The sequence below is a fragment of the Streptomyces candidus genome, assembly GCF_014207445.1.
Classification (GTDB): domain Bacteria; phylum Actinomycetota; class Actinomycetes; order Streptomycetales; family Streptomycetaceae; genus Streptomyces; species Streptomyces candidus.
Window position 1 is genome coordinate 303,598 of the sequence record NZ_JACHEM010000005.1, and the last position, 15,609, is coordinate 319,206.

Genomic DNA, 15,609 nt, shown 5'->3' on the forward strand with positions numbered 1-15,609 from the left:
CCGGCGCAGCTGGTTTCCGCACGGCAGGGGACACACTTCGGCTTGCAACCTCGCCGCGGCGTCCGCCGGTCCGGTCCTTCGGTGCCACCGATTTACGGGACGGAGCCGAACCGTCAAAAGTCCCCTTTCCGGCTGTAACGCAAGGCAGTCACAGAAGCTCGATCAGGGCACGCATGACGAAAGTCCCGGTCACACACGGCTAAACCAGTACCTGTTTACTTACTCGGGCAGAGGACAGCCAAATCACTTACGGATACATTCCTTCTTGTCCGATGCCAGGTGCACGGTCATCAGTTCCTCGCATTCAAGACTGGAGTGTGTGGCACCTTGAACACCGAAGGACTCTCTCCCGGGAAATCCTGTCCGCCCGTAGAAAACTCCGTGGCCGTGGTGGGGATCGGCCTGCGGCTGCCGGGTGGCATTGTGAGCATGAACGGCCTGTGGCGAGTACTGGACAAGGGCCTCGACGTCGTGAGCGAAGTCCCTGCTGACCGCTTCGACCCGGATCGGTTCACCGATTCTGCTCCGGACCGGGCCGGTAAGTCCTACACCGCGGCCGGCGGTTTCCTCACCGACGTGGCGAGCTTCGACGCCGACTACTTCGGAATTTCGCCGAAGGAGGCCGGGAAAATCGATCCCCAGCAACGGCTGCTGCTCGAATGCTCGGTGGAAGCTCTGAACGATGCCGCGATCGCACCGTCGACCATCGCCGGCGGGGACTGCGCCGTGGTCATGGGGCTGTCCGCGCATGATTACGCCGATCTCGGACATCGGCGGCCCCGGTCGATGAATGCCTACACGATGTCGGGCGGGGCCGCTTGCAACGCGGCCAACCGTGTGTCGTACTTCTTCGACTTGCACGGTCCCTCCACGGCGGTGGACACCGCCTGCGCTTCAGCGTTGACCGCGATTCACCAGGGGTGTGAAATTCTGCGCTCCGGCCAGAGCTCCCTGGTCCTGGCCGGTGGGGTGAACGTCCTTCTGGCTCCGGGGAACTATGTCGGGTTCTCCCAGGCGTCGATGCTTTCCCCGACGGGGCGATGCCGACCCTTCTCGGCGTCTGCCGATGGCTTTGTGCGCTCGGAGGGCGCCGGCGTTCTGGTACTGAAGCCACTGGCGGCAGCGATCGCGGACGGCGACCGCGTACACGCTGTCATCGAGGCCAGTGGGGTGAACTCGGACGGACGGACTGCCGGGCTTTCTCTGCCCAACCCCGAGGCACAGGCGCACCTGCTCTCGCAGGTGTACGAGCAGGCCCACATCGACCCTCGGCACCTTGCCTATCTGGAAGCACACGGCACGGGAACGCAAGCGGGAGACCCCGTCGAGTGCATGGCTCTGGGGAAAGCTCTGGGCAGCCGCCGGGACGGCGAGCTGCTGCCCATCGGATCGGTGAAGTCCAACCTCGGGCACCTGGAGGCCGCCTCGGGCATCCCGAGTGTGCTGAAGGCCATGCTGGTTCTGCGCGAAAGGAGAATTCCCGCAACCTTGCATGCCGAACCGGCCAACGGGAACATCGACTTCGCGGAGATGGGGCTGGAGCCGGTCGTGGCAGCACGGCCTCTCGCGGCTTTGTCGCGGCCGATGGTCGGGGTCAATTCCTTTGGCTTCGGCGGAGCCAACGCCCATGTGGTGTTGGCTCCTGCTCCGCAGCCCGCCAAGGATGCCGGAAAACCTCGCCCGAGGCAGACGTTGCTGATGGTGTCCGGCCATACCCAGGCAGCGCTGAGCGCCGCCGCGGCCGGCATGGCGGATGCGGTGGAGAGCCGGACCGAGGACCTGTACGACATCGCCTATACAGCCACGCGCCGTCGGGGCCGGGAGGACAACCGTGTCGCGGTCCTCGCGTCCGACGCCCGGCAGGCGTCGGCTGCCCTGCGCGCCGTGGCCGTCGGTGACGCCGCTCCTTCGTCGGCGTCCGCCGCCTCGGTCAGCCGGGGGGTGGTCGGCTTCGTCTTCGCCGGCAACGCCTCGCAGCGGCCGGGCATGGGCCGCGACCTTCTCGGTAGCGATCAGGACTTCGGCAATGAAGTCAGGGCGGTCAGCGACGAGTTGGAGCCTTTGCTGGGCTGGTCCGTGCTGGCCGAGATGCGCACACCTCAGGAGGATCGCTGGCAGCTCACCGAGGTCGCGCAACCCATGCTGTTCGCCCTGCAGGCGGGGCTCACTGCGTCACTGGCCGCGCGGGGCATCAACCCGGCCGCGACGGTGGGGCACAGCGTCGGAGAAGTCGCCGCCGCGTACGCGGCCGGCATCCTGGACCGCGCTTCCGCCTGCCGGGTGATCGCCGAACGCAGCCGGGCCCAGGGCCTTACGGCAGGAACCGGCTCGATGGCTGCTCTGGGTCTGGGCCAGGAGGCCGCTCAGCGCCTGCTGACCGAACCCGCCTTCAGGGGCCGTCTGTCGGTAGCGGGAATCAACAGCGACCGCGACGTCACCGTCGCCGGCGAGAGCGCAGCCATGGCCGTCCTTGCCGCCCGCGCCGGGAGCGAGGGCTGGTACTACCGCGAACTGGGGCTCAACTACGCCTTTCACACGCCCGCCATGGACGCGGTACGCACACCATTGCTCAAGGCACTGGCGGGCCTGCAGCCCCGGCCGGGCCGCATCGCGATGGCGTCGACCGTTACCGGCGCAAGCATCGCCGGTCCCGAAGCGGACGCCGAGTACTGGTGGCGCAACGTTCGGGAACCGGTTCTGTTCGCCGAAGCTGTCCGGTCCCTGACCGACGTCGCGGGGTGCGATGTGCTGGTGGAGGTCGGGCCGCATCCGGTGCTGGGCACGTACCTGCGCCGGATCACCGCCGAGCACTCCACATCCGTCGCCGTTGTTCCGAGCCTCAGCCGCAGCGCCACCGGCTCCCGGGCGCTGGACACCACGCTGGCCCATGTCGTCGCGACTGGAGCGGACATCGACTGGGATGTCTACTTTCCGCGCCCCGGCCACGTCGTGGCCCTTCCGGCGTACCCCTGGCAGCGCGAACGGCACTGGACCGGCGAGCCCAGCTGGTGGTTGCAGGACAGCGCCGAGGAGGAGAACCCGCCGGTCATGCAGCACCCGCTGCTGGGAACCCGGCAATCGGCCCCCCACCCGACATGGCACCGCCGGCTGGACGGAGCCGTGCTGCCGTGGCTGGCCGACCACAAGGTCGGTGAAACCGTTGTCATGCCGGCCGCCGCCTATGTGGACATGGCCCTCGCATCCGCCGCAACAGGTGAGGATTCTGCTGTAGAAGTCGTCGGCTTGGACATCCCCCGGGCTCTGCCACTTCCGCTGGACGACCCGGACATGGACATCCACCTGCACAGCCAGGTGGCGCGGGACGGCAAGTTCACCGTCGCCAGCCGCACCTCGGACAGTACCGAGTGGACCATCCATGCCGAGGCCCGCACCCGGCCACTGCTCCGTGTTCCGCCCGCAGCGCTGGAGCTGGACGCCGTACGTGCCCGTATCGCCCGGACCCTTACGTCGGAAGAGCTGTACTCGGCGTGCGCGAGTGCCGGATTGCCCTACGGGCCCGCCTTCCAGGTCCTGTCCGAGGTGTCCGTGGGCGAGTCCGAGGTGCTGGCCCGGTACAACAGCCGGAGTACGCCCGACGGGCACGCGGCGCACCCCACGATCCTCGACGGTGCGCTACAGGCCGGCATGCCCTTGCTGACTTCCCTGGACGGGCAACCCGCTCCGTATCTGCCGGCACGGATCGACGTGATCCGCTCCTGGTCAACCCCTGCCAACGACGGTTTCATCCATGTGAAAGCCCGGACACTGTCTGCCCGGGAAGCCATCTGGGACGTGACGGTTCTGGACGCTGAGGGGACCGTGTCCCTGGAACTGCTGGGCTGTCACCTCAACCGCTTCGACACGGTACGTCCGGCGCAGGACGACCGCCTGACCGAAGCACTCCGGGCCGCCCCCCTAGCAGGAGCTCCCGCCCGCCCCGCCCCCTTGCCGCCGCCCGCCCAGCTCGTCGCCTCATGCGCCGCCACCCTGGACGCGCTGCTCACCGACTGGCAGACCATCGATTACGGCACCTACCGCACAGCGCTGATGGACATGGTCTCGCTCTTCTTCTCCGAGGCACTCACCGCACTTCTGCCCGGCCGCACAAGCTTCGACATCCCCAGCCTGATCGCGGCAGGTGTCCATCGCAAGCACACGCAACTGCTGCTGTCCCTGACCGGCATCGCCGAACGGTGCGGGGCTCTCGCAGCGCAAGGCACCGACAGGTGGGACGTGCCGGCCATCGGTGAGCACCCGACCGGCACGCGTGCCTTTCAGGACCTGCTGCGGAACTTCCCGGACTGGGGGGCCATCACCCATGTCTACGGCATCTGCGCACAAGCTCTCCCGGCGGTGCTGCGCGGCGACGAGGACCCCCTCGACATCCTGTTCAGCGACACCGACGCACTCGCCGCCCGGTTCTACGACCACGCTCGCTTCCTGCAGTACTCCAACCGAGCCGCCACCGAGCTGCTGCGGGCAGCGGTGCGCGACTGGCCCGAGGACCGGCCGTTGCGCATCCTGGAGGTCGGTGCCGGAACCGGCGGGACCACCGCACACCTGCTGCCCCATGTGCCGCCCGAGCGCACCACCTACACCTACACGGATGTCTCCTCGGTCTTCCTGCCCAAGGCCCGGGCCCGGTTCGCCGCGTACGACTTTCTGGACTACCGGTGCCTGGACCTGGAATCCGATCCCTCGGGACAGGGGTTCGAAAGCGGGTCCTTCGACATCGTCGTGGCCTCCAACGTATTGCACGCCACCAGTGAGCTGGACACCACCGTTCGCCGCCTGGCCCACCTGCTCGCCGACAACGGACACCTGATCGCGCTGGAGTGCCACAGCAACGATTTCCTCACCCCGGTCTTCGGGCTGCTCAACAGTTTCTGGCGTGCCGCCGACACGGTCCTGCGCCCACACGGCCCGCTCCTCTCCCGGGCCGACTGGCCCGCGCTCCTCACCTCATGCGGCTTCGCCGAGAGTGCACAGGTGGGCGACACCACCGAACCCGGTCACAGCGACTTCTCCGTCATCCTCGCCTCGCGAGCTCCCCGCGACAGCCCTCCCGGCCGAACCCAGGTCGCTCCTGCCGCCGAATCCCGGCACTGGCTGGTGGCCGACCTCCACGAGGATGCACCGTCAGCAGCCTTCACCGGCCAGGACCTGCTCACCGCACTGACAGGACGCACCGAGGATCCTGCGGTCGTGGTCCCGGCGAGCACGGAAACCTCCCATTGGACGTCCCGGCTCGCGAGCATCGACGGCCCCGCGGACATCGTGCTGATCGCCGGGGAGCTTGAGAGCAGCGCCCCGCAGTCCGCCTCGGAAAATGTCCGCTACTGCGCCGTGCTGCGTGCCCTCGCCGCGGCCTGCGACGCGGCCGAGGACCGCATCCGGCCCACTGTGTGGATCGTCGTCCGTACGCCGGAAGGACCTCTGCGCTTTCCCCCGGCCGGGCCCCGTGCCGGCACTGTCCTGTGGGGCGCGGCCCGGACCCTGGCCAATGAGATGTCCCACCTGACCGTGCGGAAGATCGCGGTGAGCTGCGCGCCCGAAACACCGCGCGCCTTGGACGATCTGCTGCTCGAACTGACCTCCCGCACGGACGAGGACGAAGTCGTCCTGTCCGGGGGCGGCCGGTTCGTGCCCCGGGTCCGGAAAGCTGCTCCGTGTCCCACCGAGGTCTCATCCGAACAGGCCTACACGCTGGGCCTCTCCGCGCCCGGCCTGCACTACCGCCTCGCCTGGAAGCCCATGGAGGTACCCGCGCCAGGGCCCGGACAGGTGGTCGTGCGGGTGAGGGCCGCCGCGCTCAATTACCGGGACATCATGGCCGCCACCGGGCTGGTTCCCCCCGCACAGGACGAAAGCCGCCCCGACATCACCGGACTTGGCCTGGAATGCTCCGGCACCGTGACCGCCGTGGGACCCGGGGTCAGCACCCTGGCCCCCGGGGACCGCGTGACCGGGGTCTCGCTGGGCTGTTTCGGTTCCCACGCCGTCACCCGTGCTGACCGGGTGCTGCCCATCCCCGAGGGGTGGACCTTCGCCGAAGCCGCCACCGTTCCCACCGTTTTCGTCACCGTTCTGCACAGCCTCCAGCAGTTGGCTCGCCTCACGGCAGGCGAGACCATCCTGATCCACGGAGCGGCCGGCGGAGTCGGCATGGCCGCCCTCCAGTACTCCCGCCATGTCGGAGCCCGTGTCATCGCCACCGCCGGCACTCCGGCCAAACGTCAGCTCCTGCGTCTGATGGGCGCCGACCACGTACTGGACTCGCGGAGCCTGCACTTCGCCGATCAGGTCCGTGACCTCACCGACGGTGCCGGCGTCGATGTCGTTCTCAATTCCCTGGCCGGTCAGGCGCTCGTACGCAGCCTGGAGCTCCTCAAGCCCGGTGGCCGCTTCGTGGAACTGGGCAAGCGCGACTTCCTCGCGGACAGCGCTCTGCCCCTGGCTCCGTTCGTCAACAACCTCACGTTCCACGGGGTGGACGTCACAACCTTCCTTCTCAAGCCCTCGGCCGAGGGCGACGCCCTCGTCGCGGAGTTGCAGAAGAACGTCGCGGCAGGCACCTTCACTCCGCTGCCTCACCTCACCTACCCGGCAGCCAGGATCGAGGACGCCTTCACCTGCCTGCAGCACTCCCGGCACCTCGGCAAAGTCGTCGTCACCTTCGACCGTCCCGTCCCCGCCCTCCCCGCCACCGCCGCCGTCCCGCTCGACCCGGATGCCACCTATCTGGTGACCGGAGGCACGGGAGGATTCGGCGCGGCCACTGCTCGTCACCTCGCCGTTCGCGGAGCCCGCCACCTCACTCTCGTCAGCCGCCGCGGCCAGGACACTCAAGGCATCGATGAGCTGCTCGCCGACCTGCGCCGCCTCGGAGCCCAGGTGGCGGTTCACTCGGCGGACGCCGCCGATCCGAAAGCCATGGGGAGCATCTTCGAGCAGATCGACCTCTCCGGTCGGCGTCTGGGCGGTGTCATCCACGCTGCCATGGTCCTCAACGACGCTCCCTTCACCTCCCTGACCGACGAGCAGTTCCAGGCCGTCCTTCACCCCAAGCTCGGGGCAGGGCTCGTGCTCGATGCAGCCACGCGTCACCGGGATCTGGACTTCTTCGTCGTCTACAGCTCCATGTCCGTCCTGGTCGGCAACAGCCAGCAGGCTCCGTACGTCGCCGCCAATCTCGCCCTGGAAGCACTCGTCGCGGACCGGGTGCAGCGCGGTCGGCGCGGCCAGGCTGTCCGGTTCGGGGCGATCTCGGACGCCGGCTATGTCCAGCGCAACCAGATCCAGAGTCACACGGACACCATCGGGCTGACGCCCCTCACGGCCCAGGAGGCTCTCGACGCTCTGGATGTGATTCTGGCCGACCCGGACAGCGGCACGGTTTCCGTGGGCAACATCCAGTGGGGCAAGATGCGGACGTTCCTGCCCACCCTGAACGGGCCGCGGTATCAGGACGTCCTCCCGGCCGTGGAACAAAGCGCAGCGGACGACCACCTGCGCCGGGCTCTGGCCGCAGCCGAGACCGAAGAAGAAGCCCTCGGCCTGGCCGAAGACGCTCTCACCGACATTCTCGCCCACGTTCTGCAGACCAGCGCCGAACACATCGACCGCACCCGGCGGCTGGACCAACTCGGCGTCGATTCGCTCATGGCAGCCGAGATCACCACCCTGGTCAAGCAACGCTTCGGCCGCAACATTCTCACCGTCGAACTGACCAGCGCCCAGGGCCTGGCCCCGCTCGCGCGACGCATGCTCACCCGGGCGAGTGCCTGACAGCAGCCGATCTCCGACCGTAAATCCAGCCGAAAGCCTCTCTCATGACCTCGGCATCACACCCGGCCGCTCCCGCTCCCACCTTGTATTACCCAGACCCGCGCCCTTCGGCGGACGTGCGTCTCTACTGCATTCCGCCCAGCACGGCGGGGGCCGGTTACTACGCTCCCTGGGCGGAGCACCTCCCCGAGACGGTGGAGCTGGGTTGCGTGCAACTCCCCGGTCGCGGACGCCGAAGCAGCGAACCGTCCTTCACCGACTCCCGGCATCTGGCCACCTCCCTGGCCCATGTCCTCGACCAGGAAAACGACTCTCGCCCGTACGCCCTATTCGGGCACTCGCTCGGCGCCCTCGCGGCCTTCGAGACATCCCGTCGCCTCCGCCGTGCGAGAAGCGCACCCCCAGTACTGCTCGCACTGTCCGCCCTGCCCGCGCCCCACACCGCCAGATTCCGCGCGATCATTCCCCACTGCCTGATCACCGGTGATCTTGTCCTGACCGATCTCATCGGACCACTGCCGCAAGAGCTCTGCGACCATCCGGAATCCGCGGCAGCATTCGGAGTTCCCTTGCTGGCGGACCTGACCCTCTTACTGCAACATCGTCATCACGAGGAACCCCCGGTGGAGTCCGCCGTCGCGCTGTACGGCGGTTGCCACGACCCGGTCGCCACCCCGGACGACCTGGCCACCTGGAACGACCTGTTCACCAACGCCGCCGACCCGACACTGTTCCCGGGCAACCACACCTATCCCATCGATCAGCCAAAGCCGCTCACCGAGCGATTGGTTCGAGATATCCAGGCCGCTTACGGCAAGCCGCTCGTCCCAGCGAAACCCTCGTGCCCGTGAAGTCATAACCTGAACCGGCCGGGCTCGAATGAAGCCGGTCGAAGCGCACAGTCCATTGATCGTGTTCATGCGGCAGGACGGGTGCGGCCCGCGCGCCTCAGCACGCGGGCCGCACCCGCCGGGCCCCTTCGGGCCCGTCAACTCCTGCCTACAGCTGCTTGATGCGGATGTCGCGGTACGAGATCACATCCGTGGTCCCGTGCACCTGGAGGCCGACGTAGCCGGAGGCGTACCGACGCCCGTCGGTCCCCGGGTCGTCGCCGCGCGGCGGGGAGAAGTCCTGCCCGCCGAAGTTGTCGAACTCGTTGATCAGAACACCGTTGCGGAAGACCGAGTAGTGCTGGCCCTCCACCCGGATCTCGTAGTCGTTCCAGGTGCCCTTGGGCGTGACGCCCGCGCCGCCCAGGCCCACGCGGTCGAAGCCGTAGACCGAGCCCGTCTTGTACATGTCGCCGTCCGGGCGGTCGAGGATCTGCACCTCGTGCCCGTACTTGATGGCCACCCATTCCGGGCGCGGCTCCTCCGGATGGTCGTGGACCTGCGGGAAGCGTACGAAGACGCCGGCGTTGGCGTTGCCCGTGCCCGGCGCGTCGTCGCGCCACCGCAGCTTGAGCGAGAAGTTCTCGTACTTGCGCTCGGGGAACCACAGCATGCCCATGCCCGGCGTCGTGGCCGAGCTGGTCATCGAGCCGTCCGCGTTCAGGCCGAAGGAACCGCCGCCCACCTGCTGCCACTTGGCGAAGGAGGACTGCGTACCGTCGAACAGGTCGCGGTAGCCGTCCGTCTGGCCCGGCGTGCCGATGGCGGACTGCCTTGCCGCGCGGTAGATCTTGCGGTGCTCGCGCGCGTCGATGACGCCGTCGTACAGGAGCTTGTCGAGGACCTGGTCGACGTGCTTGAGGAAGAGGGCCTGGGAGGTCCACTCCCGCTCGTCCTCGATCAGCTCGTTGACGGTGCAGCGGTTGCGCGTGATGCGGTTGGGTACGCCGGTGTCGACCGTGCCGACGATGACCGTCAGGCGCTCGTCGTGCTCGGGGCAGTTCGGCGCGGGTACGCCGCCGCCCTCCGCGACGGTGAGCACCACCTGTCCGGCCACGGACGTGTTGCCCGCCTTGTCGGTGGCACGGTGGCCGACCGTGTGCCGGCCCACCCTGTCGATGATCACCGGCGTCGTGTACGCCAGGTAGGGGCCGCCGTCGAGCGAGTACTCGACCTTGTCGACGCCCGAACCCCCGGCATCCGTCGCGGTCAACGTCACCTTGGCACTGGTGATGTACGCGCCGTCGGCGTTCTTGTCGCCGGTCACCGTCGCAGTGGTCTCCGGCGGGGTCTTGTCCTGGGTGGGCGGTGCGACGACCGTGAACTCGACGGCCTTCTCGGCGGCGACGTTCCCGGCCCGGTCGGTGGCACGGTAGCGGACCGTGTGCGTGCCCACGGCGTGCACCATGACCGGACCCGCGTACGCCGTCCAGGCGCCGCCCGCTCCGACCGCGTACTCGATGGTGTTGACGCCCGAGCCGGTGTCGGAGGCGGTCACCGTGACCGTCGCCATGCCCAGGTACTGGCCCTCGGCGTTCTTCTCACCGCTGACCGTCGCCGACGTTTCCGGCGGGGTCCTGTCGTCCGTCGGTGGTGCGACGACGGTGAAGCCGATGGTCTTCTCGGCCGCGCTGTTGCCCGCCTTGTCGGTGGCCCGGTAGCGGACGGTGTGCGCGCCGACCTGGTGCACCACGACGGGCGCGGTGTACGGCGTCCAGGCGCCGTCCGTGCCGAGTGCGTACTCGATCCTGTCCACGCCGGAGCCCGCGTCGGTGGCCGCGACGGTCACCGAGGCGTGCCCGATGTAGGCGCCGTCGGCGTTCTTCTCGCCCTCCACCTTCGCCGAGGTCTCCGGGGCAGCGGTGTCCTCGCCGCCCGGTTCCGTGACGGTCAGGACACCCTGCATGGCGCCGTGGCCGGGGATGGTGCAGTGGTAGAAGTACCGGCCGGGGGTGAGGGTGACCGTGGCGGTGTGCTTGCCGCCCTTGTCGTCGGTGGGATTGGCGAGGATGTTCAGCTGCACGTCGTTGTTGTACTCGGGGTCGGACACGCCGAAGGTCAGGGTGTGCGGCATTCCGGTCGTGTTCCCGGTCGCCGTGCTGTTCTCGAAGACGATGGTCGTCTCGCCCGCCACCGCCGTCCTCGGGAACGACAGGTAGCGGTCGATCGGATCGCCCGCGGTCCAGGTGAGCGTCTGGACGGGCGCGGCCGCCGTTGATCCGGGCCCGTCGTCCTCGCGGCCGTACGCCGCCGTGGACGTCAGTCCGAGGACCATCAGCAGGGCGGCCGCCAGCGCCGTCCACAGCGGGGGAGTTCTCCGTTTCTGCTTCACTGCCTATTCCGCCTTCCTGGCCAGGTCCCCGGCGGCCGGGGTCGGCTCGCCGCCCTTGTACGTCACGCGCCACAGCGCCGACCTGGCGTCCGAGGTGAAGAAGCCGCGCCCGTAGTCGAGGACGTAGAGGGAACCGTCCGGCGCGAACTTCCAGTCCATGAGGTTGCGGATGCCGTCCGCGCCCACCGGGATGATCTTCTTGAGCGATTCGGCGTGCGTGGGCAGCCCGCCGTTGCCCACCGTCCTCGGATCGGTCAGCACCGCGTGCCGGGGCTGGTCGCCGTCGTAGAAGTCACCGACGAACCACTTGCCGTCCCAGTACGAGGGCCACTTGTCCTTGCCGGCGCTCGTCGCGTCGTACCGGTACACGGGACCGTTCATGGTGGCCTGGCCGCCGCCCTTGAGCCATGGCAGCAGCAGCTTCTGCTCCTCCTGCTGGTAGCTGGGCACGCCGTTCGCGTCGCGCGGATAGTCGACGCCGCCGCCCTGCGGGGAGTACCAGATGGTGTTGGGCGTGACGGCCGGCAGGTTCACCAGGCCGTCGTTGTGCGGCGACTCGTTCTTCGGGGCCTTGCAGTCGTACCAGCCCAGCGGCTTGGCCGGGTCGGGGAGATTGCGGTCGCGGTAGGGCTGGTTGTTGCCCATGCAGTACGGCCAGCCGTGGTTGCCCGGCTTGGTGATCGCGGCGAACGTGTCGTACTTCGCCGGGCCCCAGGTGGTGCTCGGCGCGCCCGCGTCGGGGCCGACCCACCCGGCGTACAGGATGTCGGTCCGCGGGTCGACGGCGATCCGGGCCGGGTTGCGCACGCCCATCACGTAGATCTCGCCGCGCGTCCTGCCGCCGCCCTCGTCGGGCTCCTTGCCGGTGAACAGGTTGCCCGCGGGAAGCGTGTACGTTCCGTCGTCCTCGGGGTGGATGCGCAGGATCTTGCCGTTGAGGTTGTTGGTGTTGCCCGCGGTGCGGCGGGCGTCCGCGAAGGACACGCCCTTGAAGTTCGGCTCCGGGTTGTTGCCGGAGTAACCACCGCTGAACCCGGACGAGTTGTTGTCGCCCGTCGCGATGTACAGGTTCTGCTTCGAATCCCAGGCCAGGCCGCCGCCCGCGTGGCAGCAACTGTGGATCTGGACCGGCCACTTGAGCAGGACCTTCTCGGAGGAGAGGTCCAGCTTGTTGGTGGTGAGGTCGAGGGTGAAACGGGAGACGCGGCGCTCGGCCATGTGCGTGTCCCGGTTGATCTGCGAGTGAGGTGTGTAGTGCAGGTACACCCATCCGTTGGTCAGGAAGTCCGGGTCGGTCTCGACGCCGAGCAGGCCCTCCTCGTTCTTGACCAGCTCGTCTCCGCCGCCCTTGTTGCCGAAGACCGTCAGCGCGCCCGCGAGCGTCACCTTGCCGGTCTTCGGGTCGTAGACGTGGATCTGGCCCTGGCCCTTGCCGATGTCCGGGTTGTTCCAGTCGGTGACGACGGGCGCGTTGCCGTCGGCGCCGCCCCGGCCGATGTAGAGGACCCGGCCGTCCTTCGCGGTCACCAGACCGTGCGGTTCACCGATCTGGTCCGACTGGCCCGGCTGGTTGGGCGCGGTGATCCGCTCGGCCTTGTAGTGGGCGTTGATGCTCGCCTTGCAGTCGGCGCGGGCGATGCGCGTCGTCCACTGGAGGGCGCCGCGCAGGTGGTCGCGGAAGTCCGTCTCCTGGAAGGACTCGGCGGTGCCGCCCATGCCGGTGTAGAAGGAGCGGCCGCCGTCGTAGTCGCGGCACCAGGAGACCGGGTGGTCCCAGCCGTTCGCGCCCGTTCCCGGCCGGTACGTGGCCTCCCGTACGCGCGCCACGGTGTGCACCTCACCGGACGGATTCTTCGCCCAGTTCAGCCACTTGTCGGGCCGCTTCCACTGGAGCGGCAGGTTCTTGGTGGCGGGGTGCTGCCGGTCGCCGACCTCCACGGTCGCGCGCTGCACGGTCGCGGGACCGCCCGCGGTGGGCCGGGCGCCGATCAGGCCGCCGAACCAGTCCGAGTACGGTTCGGTCCGCGCCGCGTCGTGGATGCCGAGGAAACCGCCGCCGGCCTCCATGTACGCCTCAAGTCCCGCCTCCTGCGCGGGATCCAGCACGTCGCCGCTCCCGGTCAGGAAGACGACGGCGTTGAACCTGCCGAGCCTGGCCGTGGTGAAGACGGCCGCGTCGTCGGTGGCCTCCACCCTGAAGCGCTGGGCGACGGGACCGGTCTGGCCGATCCTCTCGATGGCCTCGATACCGGCGTTGACGGTCGGCGGCTCCTCGGCACCCGCGGAACCGTGGAAGACGAGCACCCGGACGGTGGCGCCGCCGGGCGGAGAAGGGAGCGCGGGAAGGGACAACGTTGTCGGAGGCGGAGGATCGGGATACGGCCGGGCAGAGGCCGCAGTGCCGCCGAGCAGGCCGGATGCGACAACTCCGGCCGTCAGAGCGGCGATGAGTCCGCGTCGGCGTCTTGACCGGCGATGTGGTGTGCGCTGCATGTGTTCACCCGTCCCTCAGTGGTCGCAGGATCAGCCGATGAAGCTAGACCTCTTTGGCGCGCCCGCCAAGGGGTATGACCGGAATACCGCGAACTTTGTCCTCGGTGTGGATGAACTGGGCTCGTCCGGCTACGGTGTGGCCGTCAACCTCCGTATCACGTTGGGGAGTTCGGCATGGACAGACGCAGCTTCAACCGGCGCCTCCTGGCAGGCGGTGCGGTCGCCGCGACAGGGGCGACATCGTTGTCACTCGCCGCGGAAACCGCGCCCCGGGCCGTGGCGGCCCCCTCGGCCGACATCCCGCCGGAAACCGCTCCGGCGGGCGGCCGGATCCACCGGCTGAAGATGTACGCCGAGAAGCTGCCCGACGGACAACTCGGCTACGGCTTCGAGAAGGGCAAGGCCTCCGTGCCCGGCCCACTGATCGAACTCATCGAGGGCGACACGGCTCACATCGAGTTCGAGAACACCCTGGACGTACCGGTCAGCCTCCATGTGCACGGCGTGGACTACGAGATCACCAGCGACGGCACCAAACTCAGCAAGAGCCACGTCGAGCCCGGCGGGACCCGCACGTACACCTGGCGCACGCACACCCCCGGCCGCCGCAAGGACGGCACCTGGCGATCCGGCAGCGCCGGCTACTGGCACTACCACGACCACGTCGTGGGCACCGACCACGGCACGGGCGGCATCCGCAAAGGGCTCTACGGCGGTCTGATCGTGCGCCGCCAGGGCGACATCCTCCCCGACAAGACCTTCACGATCGTCTTCAACGACATGACCATCAACAACAGGCCGGGACACCAGAGTCCCGACTTCGAAGCCACGGTCGGGGAGCGCGTGGAGATCGTCATGATCACGCACGGGGAGTTCTACCACACGTTCCACATGCACGGTCACCGCTGGGCCGACAACAGGACCGGTCTGCTGACCGGCCCCGACGACCCCAGCCGCATCGTCGACAACAAGATCACCGGCCCGGCCGACTCCTTCGGCTTCCAGATCATCGCGGGCGAACACGTCGGCGCGGGCGCGTGGATGTACCACTGCCACGTCCAGAGCCACTCCGACATGGGCATGGCCGGACTCTTCCTGGTGGCCAAGGCCGACGGCACGATCCCCGGGTACGAGCCGCACCACCCGCCGGAGCATGACCACTGAGTGACCCGGGGCCGACCGGGCCCGGGACGACGAGGCCGAGGCGGAGATGCGGCGGTCGCCGGGCACCCGGCACCGCACGGTACGTCCGGTCCTGTCGCTGCTCAGGTGCCGTTGATTCGGCCCCCCGTGGCGACGTCCGCGAGGAGGAGTGCGTGGACGCGTCGCAGTACGTCGAGGTGGGCGCGGTGGTGGAACTCGACCAGCGCGTGCACGACGACCGACTCGGCGACTGCCCTCTCCCGGCGCGAGGCCAGCCCGAGGTCGCCCAGACACGGGTGGTCCTTCTGCTGTTGGCGGACCTCGGGCACCATCCGCTCGGCGAGCCGCTGCCGCACCTCGTCGGGAGCGTCCTCGTCGAGCGCTGCGAACTCCGCGTCGAGATCCCCGCGCGGCCCCGAGAGCTGCTCCTGGAGAGCGGCCATCGCTGCGGGCGTGAGGATGCTGGAGTAGGCCAGCAGCAGGGACCGCTGGGCCTGGGGCAGGTCGTCGGCGAGTGTCCGGAAGTCCGAGGGCATGTCGAGTGCGGCCCGGTTCTCCATGACGGCCGCCAGGTCCCGCCGCATCCGCTGCCGGTGTTCGATGTCCGCGGCGAGTTCGGCGTCCAGATCCCTGAGAATCTGCTGCGCCCTCTCGTCCCTGCTCTCGACCGAGGTGACGTCCGCGAGAGCCACGCCGAGGCCGGTCAGTCTGCGGATGCGCAGCAGGCGGACCAGATGGCTGACGCCGTACCGCTTGTAGCCGTTGGACGCCCGCTCCGGCTCCTCCAGCAGGCCGATCTCGTGGTAGTGCCGGACGGTCTTGGTCGTCGTGCCCGCGAGTTCCGCCAGCTGACGCGTACTCCACGCCACCAGTCGCCCCTTCTTCCGGATCGTGCCCCGGCGGCCATACAAAACCCTGCCCCCGGGGCACGGTCAACCACGGGCCGCTGCCGCCCCGCCCGTT

General features: G+C 68.8%; 6 protein-coding genes. 3 read left to right on the forward strand and 3 right to left on the reverse strand.

Annotated features, from left to right (window positions below):
• The first annotated feature begins 381 nt into the window (after positions 1–381).
• Positions 382–7,788 (forward strand): type I polyketide synthase, encoded by a 7,407-nt coding sequence (locus HNQ79_RS12280; protein WP_185029936.1) that lies wholly within the window; start codon positions 382–384, stop codon positions 7,786–7,788.
• A gap of 44 nt (positions 7,789–7,832) precedes the next feature.
• The gene (locus HNQ79_RS12285; protein ID WP_185029938.1) at positions 7,833–8,639 is read left to right on the forward strand and encodes a thioesterase II family protein; all 807 of its coding nucleotides are present in this window, start codon (positions 7,833–7,835) and stop codon (positions 8,637–8,639) included.
• 148 nt (positions 8,640–8,787) lie between these two features.
• Here HNQ79_RS12285 and HNQ79_RS12290 read toward each other — a convergent pair whose 3' ends face one another.
• Both HNQ79_RS12290 and HNQ79_RS12295 read right to left on the reverse strand, forming a co-directional pair.
• Complete coding sequence (locus HNQ79_RS12290; RefSeq protein WP_185030324.1) at positions 8,788–10,953, reverse strand: OmpL47-type beta-barrel domain-containing protein; 2,166 nt, start codon at positions 10,951–10,953, stop codon at positions 8,788–8,790.
• Positions 10,954–11,013: 60 nt separating this feature from the next.
• The gene (locus HNQ79_RS12295; protein ID WP_185029939.1) at positions 11,014–13,503 is read right to left on the reverse strand and encodes a ThuA domain-containing protein; all 2,490 of its coding nucleotides are present in this window, start codon (positions 13,501–13,503) and stop codon (positions 11,014–11,016) included.
• A gap of 174 nt (positions 13,504–13,677) precedes the next feature.
• On the opposite strand from HNQ79_RS12295, the gene HNQ79_RS12300 reads away from it, so the two are divergent.
• Positions 13,678–14,667: a multicopper oxidase domain-containing protein gene (locus HNQ79_RS12300; protein WP_185029941.1), complete on the forward strand. Its 990-nt coding sequence runs from the start codon at positions 13,678–13,680 to the stop codon at positions 14,665–14,667.
• A gap of 101 nt (positions 14,668–14,768) precedes the next feature.
• On the opposite strand, the gene HNQ79_RS12305 is transcribed toward HNQ79_RS12300, so the two are convergent.
• On the reverse strand, positions 14,769–15,515 hold the full coding sequence (locus tag HNQ79_RS12305; RefSeq protein WP_185029943.1) for a helix-turn-helix domain-containing protein: 747 nt from the start codon (positions 15,513–15,515) through the stop codon (positions 14,769–14,771).
• Between the last annotated feature and the right edge of the window lie 94 nt (positions 15,516–15,609).